General features: G+C 43.8%; 13 protein-coding genes, 1 other RNA gene and 1 pseudogene. 4 read left to right on the forward strand and 11 right to left on the reverse strand.

Translation table 11 applies throughout. The annotated features are described in order from the left end of the window. Positions 1–54: 54 nt before the first annotated feature. Positions 55–151, reverse strand: an RNA gene (ffs, locus tag B0182_RS05990) — signal recognition particle sRNA small type. Positions 152–575: 424 nt separating this feature from the next. On the opposite strand from ffs, the gene B0182_RS06000 reads away from it, so the two are divergent. Next, positions 576–1,265 carry an SIMPL domain-containing protein gene (locus tag B0182_RS06000; RefSeq protein WP_078274049.1) on the forward strand — a complete coding sequence of 230 codons (690 nt, stop codon included), beginning with the start codon at positions 576–578 and terminating at the stop codon, positions 1,263–1,265. Positions 1,266–1,363: 98 nt separating this feature from the next. Here the strand turns inward: B0182_RS06000 and B0182_RS06005 are convergent, their stop codons facing one another. The 5 genes from B0182_RS06005 to B0182_RS06025 form a co-directional block, all read right to left on the reverse strand. Next, a complete protein-coding gene (locus B0182_RS06005; RefSeq protein ID WP_078274050.1) occupies positions 1,364–2,194 on the reverse strand; it encodes an inositol monophosphatase family protein in 831 nt (276 codons plus the stop codon). 121 nt (positions 2,195–2,315) lie between these two features. Beyond that, a complete protein-coding gene (locus tag B0182_RS06010) occupies positions 2,316–2,816 on the reverse strand; it encodes a WG repeat-containing protein (protein ID WP_078274051.1) in 501 nt (166 codons plus the stop codon). Positions 2,817–3,339: 523 nt separating this feature from the next. Next, positions 3,340–3,741 carry a type II toxin-antitoxin system tRNA(fMet)-specific endonuclease VapC gene (gene vapC / locus B0182_RS06015; RefSeq protein ID WP_078274052.1) on the reverse strand — a complete coding sequence of 134 codons (402 nt, stop codon included), beginning with the start codon at positions 3,739–3,741 and terminating at the stop codon, positions 3,340–3,342. 14 nt (positions 3,742–3,755) lie between these two features. After that, complete coding sequence (gene vapB / locus B0182_RS06020; protein ID WP_244893655.1) at positions 3,756–3,980, reverse strand: type II toxin-antitoxin system VapB family antitoxin; 225 nt, start codon at positions 3,978–3,980, stop codon at positions 3,756–3,758. 57 nt (positions 3,981–4,037) lie between these two features. After that, positions 4,038–6,137 (reverse strand): 1-deoxy-D-xylulose-5-phosphate synthase, encoded by a 2,100-nt coding sequence (locus tag B0182_RS06025; protein ID WP_078274054.1) that lies wholly within the window; start codon positions 6,135–6,137, stop codon positions 4,038–4,040. A gap of 220 nt (positions 6,138–6,357) precedes the next feature. Here B0182_RS06025 and ribA point away from each other — a divergent pair, with 220 nt between their 5' ends. From ribA to B0182_RS06040, 3 genes are all read left to right on the forward strand, one after another. Next, a complete protein-coding gene (ribA, locus tag B0182_RS06030) occupies positions 6,358–6,951 on the forward strand; it encodes a GTP cyclohydrolase II (protein WP_208624078.1) in 594 nt (197 codons plus the stop codon). A 19-nt stretch (positions 6,952–6,970) separates the two neighbouring features. Next, a complete protein-coding gene (gene hemF / locus B0182_RS06035) occupies positions 6,971–7,963 on the forward strand; it encodes an oxygen-dependent coproporphyrinogen oxidase (protein ID WP_078274055.1) in 993 nt (330 codons plus the stop codon). Between the two features lie 181 nt (positions 7,964–8,144). After that, positions 8,145–8,594, forward strand: coding sequence for a c-type cytochrome (locus B0182_RS06040; protein WP_078274056.1), 450 nt, complete (start codon positions 8,145–8,147; stop codon positions 8,592–8,594). Positions 8,595–8,642: 48 nt separating this feature from the next. Here the strand turns inward: B0182_RS06040 and B0182_RS06045 are convergent, their stop codons facing one another. The 5 genes and pseudogenes from B0182_RS06045 to B0182_RS14835 all read right to left on the reverse strand — a co-directional run. Further along, positions 8,643–11,393, reverse strand: a complete 2,751-nt coding sequence (locus B0182_RS06045) for a lactoferrin/transferrin family TonB-dependent receptor (RefSeq protein WP_078274057.1) — start codon at positions 11,391–11,393, stop codon at positions 8,643–8,645. 16 nt (positions 11,394–11,409) lie between these two features. Beyond that, positions 11,410–14,112: a transferrin-binding protein-like solute binding protein gene (locus tag B0182_RS06050; RefSeq protein WP_078274058.1), complete on the reverse strand. Its 2,703-nt coding sequence runs from the start codon at positions 14,110–14,112 to the stop codon at positions 11,410–11,412. Positions 14,113–14,455: 343 nt separating this feature from the next. Further along, complete coding sequence (locus tag B0182_RS06060) at positions 14,456–15,889, reverse strand: surface lipoprotein assembly modifier (RefSeq protein WP_078274060.1); 1,434 nt, start codon at positions 15,887–15,889, stop codon at positions 14,456–14,458. Between the two features lie 85 nt (positions 15,890–15,974). Continuing rightward, positions 15,975–16,385: a DUF2726 domain-containing protein gene (locus tag B0182_RS06065; RefSeq protein ID WP_244893656.1), complete on the reverse strand. Its 411-nt coding sequence runs from the start codon at positions 16,383–16,385 to the stop codon at positions 15,975–15,977. 231 nt (positions 16,386–16,616) lie between these two features. After that, a pseudogene (locus B0182_RS14835) lies at positions 16,617–16,778 on the reverse strand (IS30 family transposase); the annotation flags it as partial.

Raw genomic sequence — 16,778 nt, forward strand, 5'->3', positions numbered from 1 at the left:
GGATTGGAGTATAGATTACAAAAAGAGAATTGCCAAATTTTAGGCAAAAAATGACTTCATCAGCACACCTTCGGCACACTTTGGGATTATTACCGTTGCTACCTTCCGGTCCTGGCGGGGTTCATAAATCAAAGTTGCGAAGCTACCGATGAAGCCGAGAGTAATTATACATGATTTTTTTAAAAATGCAAGAAAATTTTTTTAAATTTTATCAATTTAAAAGCACTCAAACCTCACAAATAATTTTAAAAAATAAATCCATGCTATTTGTTAGGGCGTGCCTGCCTTTTGTATTTGCAATGAAAAATGAGAAAAATCGCACGTTTTTCAAGGAAAAGTCCGCCGTTGATATTGGAATATCAACAAGGATTTTAACTTCGAGCCACAAGATTTAGCCATTTTTCATGCAAAAACACCGTTGTACTGCTACAACATTTTCTAAATTTTAAATTGCGTTATAAAGGGCAGGCACGCCCTACATTAAAGCAATAATCAGATACAAATTAGCACAACAATCAAGAATAAATTGTATTACAATAATTTAGTTTTTGTTATATTCTATCACGGAGTAATTCATGCGTGCATCAACAATACCCTTACTGCTTAGTTTGGCATTAGCAGGCACTCACGCTCACGCCCAAAGCTACAACCAAATCAGCTTTAATGTCGAGACCGCCAAAACCATCGCCAACGATGAGCTGACTGCCACACTCACCAAATCAGCGGACAACGCCAATGCCAAAACGTTGGCAAATACCCTAAACACCAACGCCAACAAAGCCCTAGCCATCGCCCAAAAATACCCCAATGTCAAAGTCACCACAGGTCGCCATCACACCTACCCACGCTATGACAACAAAGGCAAAATCAATGGCTTTACAGGTTCATCATCAATCAACATCCAAAGCCAAAACTTCGAAGAAGCCAGTGAGCTCATCGCTGAGCTACAAAGCTTTATGACACTTGGCAGTCTTGACTTTGGTGTATCCGAAGCCACCCAAAAGACAGTAGAGAATGAACTCAAAGCCCAAACCATCCAAAAATTCACCGATGAAGCCAAAACCATCAGCACCGCCTTTGGGGCGAGCGATTATAGAATCATAAAAGTGGACTTAAACAATGCTGGCGGTCGTTTTATTGTCAGTCCCATGATGGGTTATGCTGTCGCTGAAGCAAAAGACAACTCCGCCACCATTCAAAGCTATGAAGGCGGTGAAAGTCGTCTTAATTATGAAGCCCAAGGCGTGATTGAATTGGTTAAATAATATTTATCAGTTTGGGACAGGCACGCACAGCCCCATCAAAAAACCACCAAACGCCTTGTTTGGTGGTTTTGATTTTTAAATACAATATCAATATCTTATCACGCCAATGCATTTTCCCATGTCGGGATGACCGCTTGCATGAGTGGTTTTAGTAGTTTGGCATTACAAGCAAAGACCGAACCTGTACGCATGGCATTGTTTGCCCCTTTGTGGTCAACCACCACCGCTCTAGCTTCACTGGCAATCAGCTCGCCTGCACACACGTCCCACGGCTTGATACTCATCTCAAAATAGCCATCAAAACGCCCTGCCGCCACATAGCACAAATCCAGTGCCGCCGAACCTGTACGACGAACCTGCCCGCCCTGCTCACAAATCACCGCCAAACTGGCAAAGTGCTGACGGATAAAGCTCGTGCGAGTCTCGCCCGTCATGCGTTCATAAGGATGTCCTGTGGTGAACAGTCCGCCCGCTATCGTGGTACGCTCTAAGACCGACAGACGACGTTGGTTCAATCTCGCCCCACGTCCACGACTGGCAGTAAACAACTCATCACGCACAGGGTCATAGACCACGCCATGTTCGGTCACGCCTTTGTGCTGAATGCCGATAGACACACAAAAATGCGGTACGCCATGCACGAAGTTCTGCGTACCATCTAGTGGGTCAATGACAAAGCACCAATCAGCATCCGCCCCCTTACCTTCTTGTAAGCCAAACTCTTCACCCAAAAATGAGTGCTTAGGATAGCTTTCTTTTAACAAAGAAATGGTCAGCTCTTCGGCATAACGGTCAATCTTCGTTACCAAGCCATCAAGCCCCTTGGACTCAACACCCAAATCAATACGATGACGGTTCTCATGAGCCTTTAAAATCTCATGACCGACTTTTTTCGCCACTTCGGACGCAATCACCACCATAGGTTCCATAACACACCTTACAAACGTTTATTGAATTTAAATAATGCTTTTGTATTCATCATACAAAGACGGCCATTATAGCCCAAAACGGGCAAAATTGCGACCAAAATTTACCACTTGCCAAATTAACCTAGTAGCTTGGTTCTGGTATCACAGGCTCGCCAGAGAGCAACTCATGAGCCAAATCCACGGCAGGCACATCGACCGTATCAGGTATTGGCATGACAGGTGTCTCATCTAGCACCCTTTGACCCTGCCCATCCACCATAAAATACTCATCATCCCTGCGAACCAATACCGTGCCATTTTTAAAAAATCCCACATCATCATATTTTAGTGGCACGACCAGTAGTCCTTGATGATTGATAAAGCCAAATCTATCTTTGTACTGCACCCGAGCCACGCCATCATAGAATACGCCCATCTCATCAAACATGAGTGGTGCGATGACAATCCCCCTATCATCCATCATGCCATATTTGCCGTTTTGGGCGACTTTGATTAGCCCGTCCGAGATACACTCACGACTGTCGTACTCTTCACTGGCTTTGGGCATCACACATTCATGAGCCATTGCCGTGTGGCTCATGCCCAAAACAAACATCAAGAACATTACGGGGAATTTAATCATTGGCGTGGATAATCGTGTTATGGAAAATGACGTCAGTCAATCAAACAATCATTAATAAATTTTATCAAACTTTATTCATCAATGCTACTTATTAGCACTCATTGCCATTTGCCACTACCAAATTCATGTCTGTTTTTCCTTAATTTGCCCAATTTATAATTTTATATTATAATTACATTGGTTTTTACTTATATATTATTCTTTTACAGTGATGATTATATTGGCAAAGATTTGCAAGGCGGATTGATGTTGCTTGATTTTGGTATTAGTCTAAAAAGTATGCTGAACTAGGTTTCCGTTCTCCCTGCACCTGCCTGCGAGTAGGAAAATCGTTATGAGCAGGCATGGCTCACCACGAATGGTTTTCTTTATAACATACTTTTTGAACCAGAGCTAAATAGTTATACCCAAGAAACTTTTAAACTTACCACAAACACAATGATGCTTGGATATAAAGGCGTGGCAAGTATCAAGTTTGTTAGGCATAAAAGACATTTAACCAAATTATGCCAAATTTAATAAATCAAATCGCCCAATTACCAATCCTAAGCCCTGACACTCGTTTAAATTCATCGGTATTATTGGTAATCAAGGTCAGCCCCAATGCCCGTGCATGAGAGGCGATATGAATGTCATTTTCACTAATGAGCTTGCCCTGCTTGGTCAAATCAGCACAAATCTCGCCGTAATGGGGCGAGCATTCTGCGGTATAATCAAGCACCGTCAAACGTGATAAAAAATCTTCGACTTGATGTAGATTTTTATCCATAAATTGGCTGTTGTACGCCCCAAAATACAACTCGCTTGCCACGATACTGCTTACGCAAATCCGCCCTGCATATTGGTTAAATTTGTTTAATGCTTTTATGGGGCGTTCTTTTATCACATAAATGTAGATATTGGTATCCAGCATAAAACTAAACATATTCGTCCTAGTTATCAGTCAAAAGTCAATCGCTCGCTTTTTGGCATGGTCGGGCGGTTTGCCATAAAATCATCACTCGCTCGCTCATCACTCAAAAAAAAGCTGTCCCACACACCATCAATTGGGGTCAAAATCCGCTCATTGCCCACTTTTCTAATCATGACGGCTTTGACATCGTCATCAAAGCGAAATTTGGCAGGAATGCGAACCGCTTGGGTGCGATTATTAAAAAAAAACACTGGTTTGCATGGCATTCTCCCATAAGTGTATATGACATTAGTATATGTCAAATTCCATTATTTATCAATATCAAGGCTAGACAATCTCGCCAAAATCCCACCCTTATCCAGTCCACACTCCGCCAACTGCTCATCATGACTGCCATGAGCGACAAACACATCATCGATGCCAATCTGCAAAAGCCAACCACCATAGCCCACACTTGCCAGATATTCGCCCACCGCCGAGCCTGCTCCGCCCATACGCTGATGTTCTTCTACCGTGATAAAATGCGTAACGCCCTGCCCGATAAGCTCGTCTATCAGCTCATTATCAAGTGGCTTGACCCACCGCATATCCACCACCGTCATGGGCGTGTCTGTCGTTTGGGCGAACGTTTGGCTTGCCGATAGGCTGTCGCTTAGGCGTGTACCAAAGGCAAGAACGGCGATTTTTTTGCCTGTCTCTTTTTTGTCTGATTTGTCCGTAAAATTATCCGTCCGCCATACGATTTTTGCCTTGCCGATGACAAATTTTTCATCATCTTTAATAATCTCACGCCCCACGCCCACACCCCTAGGATAGCGAATGGCACTTGTACCTTGATAAGCATAGCAAGCGTTTAGTAGATGATAGCATTCATGTTCATCGCTTGGCGTGGCAATCACCACATTTGGCACGCAGCGTAAATACGCCAAATCAAACACGCCTGCATGAGTCGCCCCGTCTTCACCCACAAGCCCCGCTCGGTCTATGGCAAAGGTTACGTCTAAGTTTTGTAAGGCGACATCATGAATCAGCTGGTCATAGCCACGCTGTAAAAAGGTAGAATAAATCGCCACCACAGGTTTTAATCCACCTGTTGCCATGCCCCCTGCTAAGGTTACGGCGTGCTGTTCGGCAATCGCCACATCAAAAAACTTAGCAGGATACGCCTTGGCGAATGCTACCATGCCCGAGCCTTCGCACATGGCAGGGGTAATGGCAACCATATGGGGTTCAGCTCCGTTATCCATAAGCCAGTCGCCAAAAACGTCTGAATATTTTTTGGCTTTGGGAGCGTTGTCCTTTTTTAGCACATCTTTTTTGGGTAGTTTGCCAATGGCGTGATAAGTAATGGGGTCAGCCTCGGCAGGCAAAAAGCCCTTGCCTTTGACCGTATGGACGTGAATCAGCACCGCCCCTTTTAACTGTTTGGCACGTTCAAACACTTGCAAAAGTTTTGGCAAATCATGTCCGTCAAAAGGCCCAAGGTAGGTGAAACCAATCGCCTTAAATAAATTATCAGGGAAAATATGGTCATGCACTTTTTCGGCGATTTTGTCCGACAAGGGCATGGGCGGAGCGTTTTTGCCAAAAAGACCGCCGATATTTTGCACAAGATTACCGCCCAGTTTGGCAGGGATTTTTTCTAGGGTTTCTTTTGCCCCATTTGCCATGTGCAGATAGTGGCGAACCCGTCTGTCATCAGGGCTAATCTCACGCTTTATCATGAGAATATTGCCGTGTTTGTCAATGTCAAAGGCAAGCCCACGTTGCCACAGCCGTGCCAAATGGCGACTAAATCCGCCAATCGCTTGCGAGATTGACATGTCATTGTCATTTAGCACCACCGTCAAATCGGCATTTTGTTGCACCGCATCATTCATCGCTTCAAACGCCATGCCCCCCGTCATCGCCCCGTCTCCGATGACCGCCACAACCTTGCGGTTTTCGCCCTTGATACGGCTCGCAAGGCTCATGCCAAGTCCTGCCGATATGGACGTGGAACTATGCCCTACGCCAAAGGTGTCGTACTCGCTCTCGCTCCGCTCGGGAAATGCCGTCAGACCGCCTTTGGCACGGATACGAATTAGCTCATCACGCCGACCTGTCAGCACCTTATGGGCGTACGCCTGATGCCCAACATCCCAAACAAGCTTATCATAAGGTGTATCATAACTGGCGTGCAGAGCAACCGTCAGCTCCACCACGCCCAAATTTGCTCCAAAATGCCCACCACTTTGACCGACCGAGTAAAGCAAATATTCACGGAGTTCGTCCGATAATTGGCACAGCTCATCGGTGTTTAACCCCTTTAAATCTTTGGGCAAGCTAACCTTATCCAAAAGGGGTGTCGTGGGGCGAGACGTGGGCAGGTGCGTGAAGGTGCGTGGTGCGTGGGCAGAAGTTGGCATGGGGCTAGTATTCCAGATTTTGATTTTTTAAAAGTTGTCTTTAAAAAGTTATGTTAAGTTATAACAATTTTTGCGGTATAATGCCAAACTTGGCAATGGCAAAGCCAAACTTGAATCAGGGGCTTATTTTACAAGATAGCCTTTTAATTTGCCATAGTAGCACCATTTAATTCACAAATTATTCACAATTTACCATTTATTATACGTTTTGGGGAAAATTTTGTACCAATTTATCAGCAAAGCCAATCTGCCTACCGTGCATGGCGATTTTATCATTCATGCATTTGAAAATGAACACGGTCAAGAACACGTCTTACTAAGTGTCGGCTTGCCGTCCACCGACCCCGACAAAATTCCGCTCATTCGCATTCATTCTGAGTGTCTGACAGGGGATGCTTTTGGCTCATTAAAATGCGACTGTGGCCCCCAGCTCAACACCGCCATGCAAATGATACAGGCTCACGGCTGTGGGGCAATACTCTACCTACGCCAAGAAGGGCGTGGCATTGGACTGGTGAACAAAATCCGAGCCTACGCCCTGCAAGACCAAGGGCATGACACGCTAGATGCTAACCTTATGCTTGGCTTGCCAGCGGACGCACGCACCTATGAGATGTGTGAGATTATGCTAAAACACGTTGACGTCACCAAATTATCACTCATGACCAATAACCCCAATAAAGTCAATGATCTAAAGTCACTAGGGCTTGACGTGGTAGAGCGCGTTCCGCTCATCGTCGGTGTCAATCCACACAACCAAGATTATCTCAATGTCAAAGACTCAAAAATGGGACACTTGATTAATCACCAATAAAGATACAGTAGGCAACATCATGACTAACAACAGCAACACCACAGCGACAGATTTTGATGCCAAGCTTGGGCAAGTACGAGAATTTTTATTAAACCTACAAGAGAGAATTTGCACCGCCTTAGAAAATCAAGAAAAATCAGGCGGCGTTGATGGCAGCAGCGATGTCAAGTTCATCATCGACGACTGGGAGAGAGCCGAAGGCGGTGGCGGTCGCTCGTGCGTGATGTCTGGCGGTGAAGTCATCGAAAAAGGCGGCGTGATGTTCAGCCACATCCACATCAGCAAGCTCCCCCCTTCTGCCACCGAGAGACACCCACAGCTTGTCGGCGCAAAGGCTCAAGCAATGGGTGTATCGCTAGTTATCCACCCCAAGAACCCACACGTCCCAACCAGTCACGCCAATGTGCGACTGTTCGTGGCACAACTAAAAAATGGCAGTGAGTCCATTTGGTGGTTTGGCGGTGGTTTTGACTTGACACCTTTTTATCCCAACATGAATGATGTCATACACTGGCATCAAGTCGCTCATGATTTATGCCAGCCATTTGGTGAGCAAATCTACGAAAGATTCAAGACTTGGTGTGATGAATATTTTTATCTACAACATCGCAAAGAATGCCGTGGTGTCGGCGGTCTGTTTTATGATGATCTGAATACTGCCAGCATGGGCTGGGATTTTGATCAATGTTTTGCTTTCATGCAGGCAGTTGGGCAAGGCTATCTTGAAGGGATCGTACCAATCTTCGAGAACAACAAGCACAAAGCCTACACTCAAAGCGAGCGAGAGTTTCAGCTGTATCGCCGCGGACGCTATGTGGAATATAATCTCGTCTATGACCGTGGGACAATATTTGGACTACAGTCAAATGGACGCACCGAATCAATTCTGGTATCCATGCCGCCGCTAGCCAGTTGGTCGTATCGCTATGAGCCTGAAGTAGGCACGCCTGAATTTGAACTGACCGACTTTTATTTAAAGCCTAGAGATTGGCTGGCATCACAACCAACCTGATAGTTATTGGTCGTGTGATTGGACACGGCGTATTGATCTGTTTGAACATAGGCAACATTCATGAATTTCATTGAAAATCAATGTTTTGTGTGTTATATTGAAAAACTCATCTGAATTCATCATCAAGCTGCTGGTGAAAACAGGTATGATTTTTCTATTTTAGCCACCTTGCGAGGAAGCCATGAACATATTGCCAATCAGTAAAGGTCTTACTATCGCCATTGTCTCCGTGTTAACCGTTACTGCTTGTAGCTCAAAACCCACAACACCAAACGATGTCAGTATTCGCCAAGACATCATGCAAGACTGGCGCATATCAAGCGACATTATGAAAAGCATGCTTTTTGAAGATCGCTTTGATGCAAAAGCCTTTAAGGAACAAGCCGACGCCATTCAGGCCAGCACACATGTTTGGGCACATTTTGATAATGATGCAGAAAAAGGCAAGGCACAAGATACCGTTTGGACAGATTCTGCAGGATTTAAACTTAAAGCACAGATGTTTGATGACGCTGTCGGCGAACTGGTAAGTGCTGCCGACAAAGCCCAATCTTTTACTGATGTTGAAAAAGCATTTGGTAAGATGAACGAAAGTTGTGGTTCATGTCATAAATCTTATAAAAGTAGATGACTGGTCAATAAAAAACGCACTGTTAAAGTGCGTTTTTTATTGATTCTTTTAAAACTTGGTCTGTACAGACAGTACAAAATTACGACCGCTGGCAGCATATTGGCTGGGCAATCCTTGAGTATGCTGATTACCAGAGACAACCGAGGTCTGACGCAAAGACTCCCATGGGCTATATCGATAATTAAAGACATTATCAATACCAGCTCTTACAGTCAAATTATCAGTTGGTTGATAAAATGCCGACAAATCCAGCGTTCTCCAAGCCTTACTATTGACTGTAGTGGCAACTTTTTCATAAGTACCGCTCGGTGATGCGACTAATGTGGTTAATTCAGTGTCTTTTTTAGCATCGCTAAAAATCCAAGTCGCACCCAAGCCCCACTTATCGCTATCAGCAGTATAATCAAGCGATAAAGCATAACGAGTAGGTGAGATGGTGTCTAGGAAGTAGCCAGAACCGTACTCAAAACCCTCTTTGATGTGGCTATCTTTAACTTTGGTTTTTAGATAGTTAGCAGATGCAGTCAAACCCACAGGCAACTTATCCCAAAGCTCACCAAGATAGGCCTTAGCTTGAACACTATGGCCAGCCAGATGCACATCTTGATAGTTGCGATAGCCCCACTGATCACCTTTGAGTGTCAAGTCAATCAGATCACTGTATCGGTTATCAAAGTAAGTGGCCGTAACCTCACCCAAATTGCCATGAACAGCGATACCAAACTCTTGGTTGCGAGCCTTTTCTGGTTTAACATTAGTGCGGTAATGCTGATCGTCGTTCTCCCCTTTGGTCAAGCCATCTAAACGGTAGCCGAACAGCTCTTTAAAGCTTGGCACACGATAGCCAGATGAGATGCGATACAGCAAGTCAACATGATCGGTTGGTTTTAGCACAAGACTACCATTGTAAGATAAATTACGATATTTGCCTGTACCAGTCCAATCATCATCACTGTTAAAACGATGGGTGTCATGACGAACACCTAGGGTAATGTTCGCAAGGTCTCCGATAGAGATCGTATCTTTAAAGGTGGCATAAGCATTATGACCTGTGATTGGTCTGTCGCCACATTTGCGAGCTTCGCCTAAATACTGCTGAGCTTCTTGGCAAATGTCCGTACCCTCTTGATACTGATTAATTCGGTAGGCTTCAATAAAGTTGCCATTTGAATCTTTGATGTCATCTACAAACTTAAAGTCTAAACGATGATATCGCTCTTTAATATCACCAATCCATAGATTGGAACGGAATTTATCTAAGCCAAAACCTAAATTGAGACGATGATTGATGATGTCGCCTGATAGATTTTTGGAGAAATCTCCTCGCCACAGCAAATGGTCCTCACTGTATACTTTACGATTTTGGCGTTCGGCAGAATTTGGTTTGTCTGCACTGGGTGTACAGTTTCTATCAACCGTAGGATAAGGCGAACAGTATTTCTCAATTTGCAGATGATCGATGGTGACAGTTTGCTTATCAACACTTAAATTCAACTCATCAAACCAACGAAAATCTTTAGGACTTTGGTAACGATAGTTGATACCATAACGACTTTTATCGTGTTTTTCATCAAAAAACTGTGTCTGCGTCCAAAGTCCAATTTTAGCATCTGTCACATAGCCTTCTTGATAGCTTTGTCCGCGATAAACGAGTGGCGATTGTGCCAGATTACCTCGACCGTGATTGGCGGCCAAGTGGTAGGCCGTTTTGGTCATATCACGACTGTTATAGTTTTGAGTGGTTTTTTCGGTCAAAAGCTCAACTCGTTGCGTAGACGAAGGATTAAAGCCTGCCTTAATCAATACAGATTTAGAATCGTATTCCATAGGGTCAGGCAATACTCGCTTGTCGCCAGTGTATTCTTTAGCACCCATGGTCTCTAATACAGGCTTGATGTCCAGCTTTGGCTTGGTACAGCCAGCCACACTGCTAGGGTCTTTGTCCACATAGGTAGGGCATTCATCGATGATGATAAATTGGCGTTTTGGATCATTTGTAGGTGCAATTGCCTGCTTATCAAAGTCCACCTGAGAGCCGCCCCAACGCCACACTTCATAATTGGTCTGATAGATGTCGCTATGCGGTTTGACGGTCTCTTTGGTACGATCGGTATACTGCACAAAAAGATCGGCTTTTTTATGGCGTAATGCCGCACCAACGGAGTGCATTTTTTGCTTGTTCTTGCTGGCGTATGCACCTTTATAAAAGGCTGAGAAATTATCGTCTGCATCTAGCACATCGTCAATGCTTTTGGTGCGAAAGCTCACCGCGCCACCTAGTGCACCACTGCCAGTCTCAGAACCACTCGCTCCTTGGCTGATTTGTACACCGCTGACATTTTCAAGTTCAATCTCATTGATTGCCCCAGAGCCTTCTCTGCCATCACCAAACTGGCGTTTTTGGGTCAGATAAGACTGGATTTGAGCGATGCCATCAACATTGACCGCCACTCGGTTCTTGTCCATACCACGAATGGTGTAGCCACTGCTGGCTCCACGACCTTGCTCAACAACAGCCACACCAGCAACATCTTTTACCATATCTTTGACGGAAAGTACTTGATTTTTATTCAAATCATCCATCGTTTTAATGGTTTTGCCAAGTCCTGTTACCTCCTCAGATTTGGCATGCAAGCGTTTTTTGATGATGATAGTTACCGTCTCAAGCTCAACACTTGGATCATCCTCATTATTATTGGCAAATGCAGGCAAGCTACTGCACAGCATCGCCGTGATGACCAGCGGCAGATATTTTGGGCGAAAATTCATCGTCTCATCCTTACTTCTGTTTCTTTTCATCTTCTGTGGTTTTTAGCTATTCTTTGGTTCTTGTGCCATAGAATACCGCACCACCAACAACCGTCTCATCATCATTTAAAGTCTTCTCAAAACTGAACGACCCACCCAAATGTTTGGCATTCTCGCCATAGAATGCTCCAGTCAGATTGTTACTCTCAACTGTTAGGATTTGTTGGTTTTGCTGACGACCTTCATCCAAATAGATGCCATTTGAACGAGAGGTGGCTGTGCCACTAAATCCATTGCCGTTAATTGTGGCTTTTAGATTAAACGCAGGCTCAATGCCTGATTTTTCAGTCAGTGTGCCAGTCAACTGTTTAGTACCAAAATCCACTTCAAATTTTGCCTTACCGTCGTACTCGCCATAGCCTGCTTGCGACTGCCAGTGATGACCGATTCTGCCATGCCAAGTACCTTGATAATTCGCCTGACCTTGTACAGGAACCTGGCTGACTGGCGTGCGTTCACCAAGCAGGTACAGCCCTGTCAACGACTCTTCAATGCCAATCAAGCCAAACCCAGCTTGAGATGAAGAGTTGTTTTGTGGCAAATAGGCGGTGAGATTTGCCATGTTTTCGCCATCGAATTTGTCGCCTTTGGCAAGAAATTCTACCAATTTGGCAGTTGTTTCTTCATCTTCAGCTTTTAATTGTTCAATTAATAATTTAGCCTGCTTTTCAACCTCAGTGCGTTTGTCTTCTGTGTAGGCATTTTTAATTTTATCGATGATTTGTGCTTTTAGTTTATCCAGCTCTTTAGCATCAATCTCTTCGCCATCTTCATCACCAAGAATCTCATTACCAATCACAAAAGTTGCTAATAATTCTTCTAGGTCCTGCTTTTCGGTTTCAAGCTGTGCCTTTAATTTATCTCTAGCAATGGCAAGCTGCTCTTGTGTGTGGTTTGTCGTTGATTGAACCAACGGACTTTGAACCAAGAATTCTTTTAAGTTATCCTCATTGTCAGTTTTATATTTGTCGCCAGTGATAAGGATATTTAAAATATCTTCCGTTGCATTTGCTCTTTCTTCCGCCACATCTAAAGCATTTAAGAGCTCTTTTAAGTCATCTTCTGCATATTCCCTTTCTTTTACATCTACATAACCCGCCAAAACCTTATCGGTGATTTGTTTTTTTAGAGCAGATTTATCTTTGCTGTTTGGGTAAGTTGCGATTAAATCAGAAAGATCTTTTTTTAGCCTCTCAACCTTTTCAGTCAATTTTTGCTTCGCAAATTCTATTTGATCCTTGGTTGGTTTGGTAGACTTAGATATTACCCCAGATTTGTTTGTAGTTTCAGCATTTTCAGCAATCTTACCATTCTGCTCTGCACCAGGCTTAGCAGTTTTACTTACTGAGCCCAATCTTAGAACGCCATCACTGCTGCCAAAACTGGTAATGACAGCTGTTTGTCCTGTTGGCAGTTTAACAGATTGCTGAGTTGTTTTTCCTGCCTCTTGAGGTAAGAGCGTGATGGTATGATCGCCCAATTGCAGTTGGTCGACATTACCAAAGTTCACCAGCGATAACACTTGTGACTTTTGTGCAGGGTTGACAGCCTTGTCTTGGGTCAGCTCAACATAGCTGCCACCAAATACCTGCTCAAGCTTCTCAACTTTCTCTGGATTGTCCTGTTTACCAGCAAATACCGCAAAGACAGAATTATCATTTGTTAGAAACTTACCTGCCAATTCCTCAGCGTTTTCACCATAAAACCCACCTTCTAGGCGGTTATCGGCATTTTTATTAAAGAAGTTGGGTTCTAGAAAGCTACTTTTGGTATTCTTAGCAATGGCAGAACCTGCAAATCGATTGCCCTTGATGGTCGCATCAATATCATAGCGGTCTACATAGGTCTCTGGACTGCTGGCAATCGCTTTTTGCTTGGTAGATAGTGTGCCAGTCAGCTTCTTGGCGTCAAAATCAGCTTTAAAGACCGCACGATGATTGCCCTGTCTTGGTGCATATTGACCAAAGACTTGCTCGGCAAAGCTGGTCGCACCGACTTCATCGCCAAAGCCACTGTCCATCTTATAGCCTGAACCACCACCGAACGCTTGGCGACCTGTCGTCTCTGTGATGGTAGACTCTCTTTCTCGCTTGACATCAGTCACGAAATCCCAATGCCCCGTATAGTTTGCCACACCTTTGGCAAGCCCTGTGGTTGGATTGTCGCCATAATAGTACAGATAGCCATCGCCTTTGGTGTATTGCTTAGGCTGGTCTGTATCCTCATCAGTTTTAATCGTCTCATCAGGACGCAAACCAGTAAAAATCCAACCAGCTTTTACAAACTTATATTTATCATCGCTCTGATATATCTTTCCACCCTCATAGCGCTCTTGTAACTCTTTGGTTAAAGCTGGCAAAGGGTTGGTATGAGCGGTTGTGATGTTATTTTCATCAAGTGGCACATGCTCTTCTAGATGAGTAAGTTTTTTCTTATCATAAGCCTGATTACGCTTTGGAATCGCCAAAACACTGCCCAACACTGGCATGGTTAGGCGACTGTCTGCTTTATTCTTAGTATCAGCATTGGCATTGTCATCATCCTTAGCGGCTGAAGCATCCTTTGATTGGTCAGACTTCTCAATCATCTTAGACTGACCGATGACAATGGTGCTTGGGTTATTAAAACTGCCACCACCACAGGCTGATAGCATCAATGAAGTCACAGCCACTGCCAAAGGCAATAGGCTAAATTTGGTACTCTTAGGCATGACCACTCCCTACTTTAAAAAGTCAGTAAAACAGCATCAAACAATAAAACAATCATTTGATCCCAGTGACAAAATAATGATAACAATAACAATTCTTATTATATAGTTAAAGAATTAAAAATGCAAACCTTTTTTATAATTTGTGCAATGTTTTTGAAAGATAAGCAACGTGTAAATACAATTCACTTAACAACAAGTATGCCTCCAGCACCTTTGGCATCATATGATGAACGACGAATCAAAATTGGTGAAAGCCGTGTTGAGACGATGACACAAAAAATCAACAAACCAAGACGACATCAATCGTGCAAGACTTGCTGATTTTAAGGATGATATAAGTTTTTTAAAATTGGCGACTCACCTCTAAGAACACACGACTTTTATCGTAGCTGTACAGTGCGATGTTGCTGTCATTTTTTTGGTATTGCCAAGTTAGTTTTGGCGTCAATCCTAAATAGCTCAGCTTATTATGCCAAACACTGATGTTGGTAAAATACTCATCACTTGTTTGTATTTGATTAAAAATCGGCATCGGTCCATGATAGCGTCTTTGGGCAACATTCAGACTGCCACGCACACCGAAATCATGCCACTGCTTGGCAATTGAACCTTGTATGCCGACACGGGTATAAGAATCGTCCTGATCTCGGGTTTTTGCCTGTCGATAATCTGCCCCAATACTAACCCAACCACCACTCCCCAGCCAGTTAGGACGAGTAGAAAAGGTCGCTCTGGCACTGACACTATGACCTGATAGGTGATGTCTGATGTTGTGATGATGTTTGGCAAGTTCAATGTTGGTGGCAAGCTGGCTTTTTTTACCAAGCTGTTTTTGGGTACCAATGCCAACGCCCACACTGTCTGAAAAATGCCTTAATTCATCAACGCCTTTTTTGCCGCCAGCATACCATGAAGTCTCCACAAAAGGTGAGATGGATACGCTACCGCCTGCATGGCTTTTGGTGGCATTGGTGCTTAGACGAAGTTGTGCCTCATTATAATGCGTGGCATCATTAAAAAACTTACCATTCATCGCAACAGAAGGTTCTAGCGTCATGCCATCTTTGAATAAAATTTTCTTTTCCACACCTGCATTGATGGCAATCCCATGGGCTTGCTCAGCAGCGTTTGCCGTCCAGCCACCACCCAAGTCGGTCTGATTGGGAGCGTTGTTGATGTTTTTATCAACAATCACATTGCCAGAAAAATATGCCGATGGCTTGGTTAGATTTGTCAACGCCTTTTGGTAGGCATGCATTTCACGGACAATATAATCTGGCTGTTCTGCAAGCAACCGCCTGGCTTCTAGATATTGACGATTGGCAAACAAACTTTGGATCAGCCTAACGGCAAATAGGGCATTATTAGGATATCGTTCATGCAGCGACTGGTAAATCTTGCTGGATTTGTCATGTCTGCTTTCAGCACCTGCCAACACGGCCCTGCCCCAGTCAACCATTTCAGACTCAATGACTTCACTTGGCTGTTTTTGGTAGATGGGCAATAATAACTGAGTGCCAGCCACATCATTAGCCACCAGCACCGAGAGCATCGCTCGAGACAGTAAGGTTGGGTTAGCAAGAAGCATCTGCTCATCTACCGACAGCATGGCGTTAGCAGGCTGTGGTGGTATTGGCAGTGCTGAGTCAACAGGTGGTATTATGTCAGGTATCTTAACATCTGATTGTAGACGGCGATCATCTTGCGTATCAGCATGTGCAACATGAACAGAAAACAAGAAGACAGATAAGGCTAATCGGCAAAATGGAAAACGCATGGCAACTATGGGCAGTTAGGATAGGGATAAGAAAATAAATGATACTTATTATTATTCTTTTTGTCAAGTCAACCTCACTGCTGGACTATCCAAATTGCCTAATAACTTCCAACACATCAACACGCAACATGTCAATACCGGGCATTTTCTCCGCATGAAAACGCATGATGGGAATGCCTGCACTGGACAACGCCTTATCCTTCTTAGCATCTTGCCTTTGGCGATCTTGACTATCGTAAGTCCAATCATCCAGCTCAATGGCAACCAACACTGTTTGGCAGTCTGTATCAATTAATACAAAATCCACACTCTGGCGACAGACACGATTGAACCAAAACCGCCGATCTTGCCCTGCTTCATCACTTGGTTCAATGATGCGTGAAAGTTGCACTTGACTAAAAATCAGAAATTCAGGCAATGCCAACTGTAATTTTTTAAAAAACAACACTTCACTGTCCGTCATGATTAGCATTGTCTCAAACGGCCAGACGTTCATGTCATCGCCTCTAACCGTTTTTAAGTTAGGCTGTTTTAGACAATGCACCCAAACCACAATGCCTAGCATCAAGAAAAAATACAACCACCAACAACACGATAGATATAGACGACATAAAAACGGTACTCACTGCCAAATAAATACATTAAAAATAAAAAGGGCAGTGGCAGATGACACAATGTAACATACTACAAATAGGAAGATAACCCATACTAAATTAAGCTTGAATTATCAAACCAACTGCAACACTTCATCAAAATAAACTTCATAAGGTGTTTTCCAGTTTAAACACTTTTTGGGTCTATGATTGAGTTCATTTACTTTACTGATAATATCGCTTTCATGCCACTTGCTTAAATCTTGATGCTTAGGGAAATACACCCACCAAACCCC

Origin of the sequence: Moraxella bovis (assembly GCF_002014975.1) — a bacterium.
GTDB lineage: Bacteria > Pseudomonadota > Gammaproteobacteria > Pseudomonadales > Moraxellaceae > Moraxella > Moraxella bovis.

Bases quoted from the DNA above. Each gene is read 5' to 3' on its own strand.
- B0182_RS06010 (WP_078274051.1), bottom strand. From the start codon at position 2,816: ATGATTAAATTCCCCGTAATGTTCTTGATGTTTGTTTTGGGCATGAGC.
- B0182_RS06050 (WP_078274058.1), bottom strand. From the start codon at position 14,112: ATGCCTAAGAGTACCAAATTTAGCCTATTGCCTTTGGCAGTGGCTGTG.
- B0182_RS06025 (WP_078274054.1), bottom strand. From the start codon at position 6,137: ATGCCAACTTCTGCCCACGCACCACGCACCTTCACGCACCTGCCCACG.
- vapC (WP_078274052.1), bottom strand. From the start codon at position 3,741: ATGTTTAGTTTTATGCTGGATACCAATATCTACATTTATGTGATAAAA.
- B0182_RS06005 (WP_078274050.1), bottom strand. From the start codon at position 2,194: ATGGAACCTATGGTGGTGATTGCGTCCGAAGTGGCGAAAAAAGTCGGT.
- B0182_RS06045 (WP_078274057.1), bottom strand. From the start codon at position 11,393: ATGAAAAGAAACAGAAGTAAGGATGAGACGATGAATTTTCGCCCAAAA.
- B0182_RS06040 (WP_078274056.1), top strand. From the start codon at position 8,145: ATGAACATATTGCCAATCAGTAAAGGTCTTACTATCGCCATTGTCTCC.
- hemF (WP_078274055.1), top strand. From the start codon at position 6,971: ATGACTAACAACAGCAACACCACAGCGACAGATTTTGATGCCAAGCTT.
- B0182_RS06065 (WP_244893656.1), bottom strand. From the start codon at position 16,385: ATGAACGTCTGGCCGTTTGAGACAATGCTAATCATGACGGACAGTGAA.
- B0182_RS06000 (WP_078274049.1), top strand. From the start codon at position 576: ATGCGTGCATCAACAATACCCTTACTGCTTAGTTTGGCATTAGCAGGC.
- B0182_RS06060 (WP_078274060.1), bottom strand. From the start codon at position 15,889: ATGCGTTTTCCATTTTGCCGATTAGCCTTATCTGTCTTCTTGTTTTCT.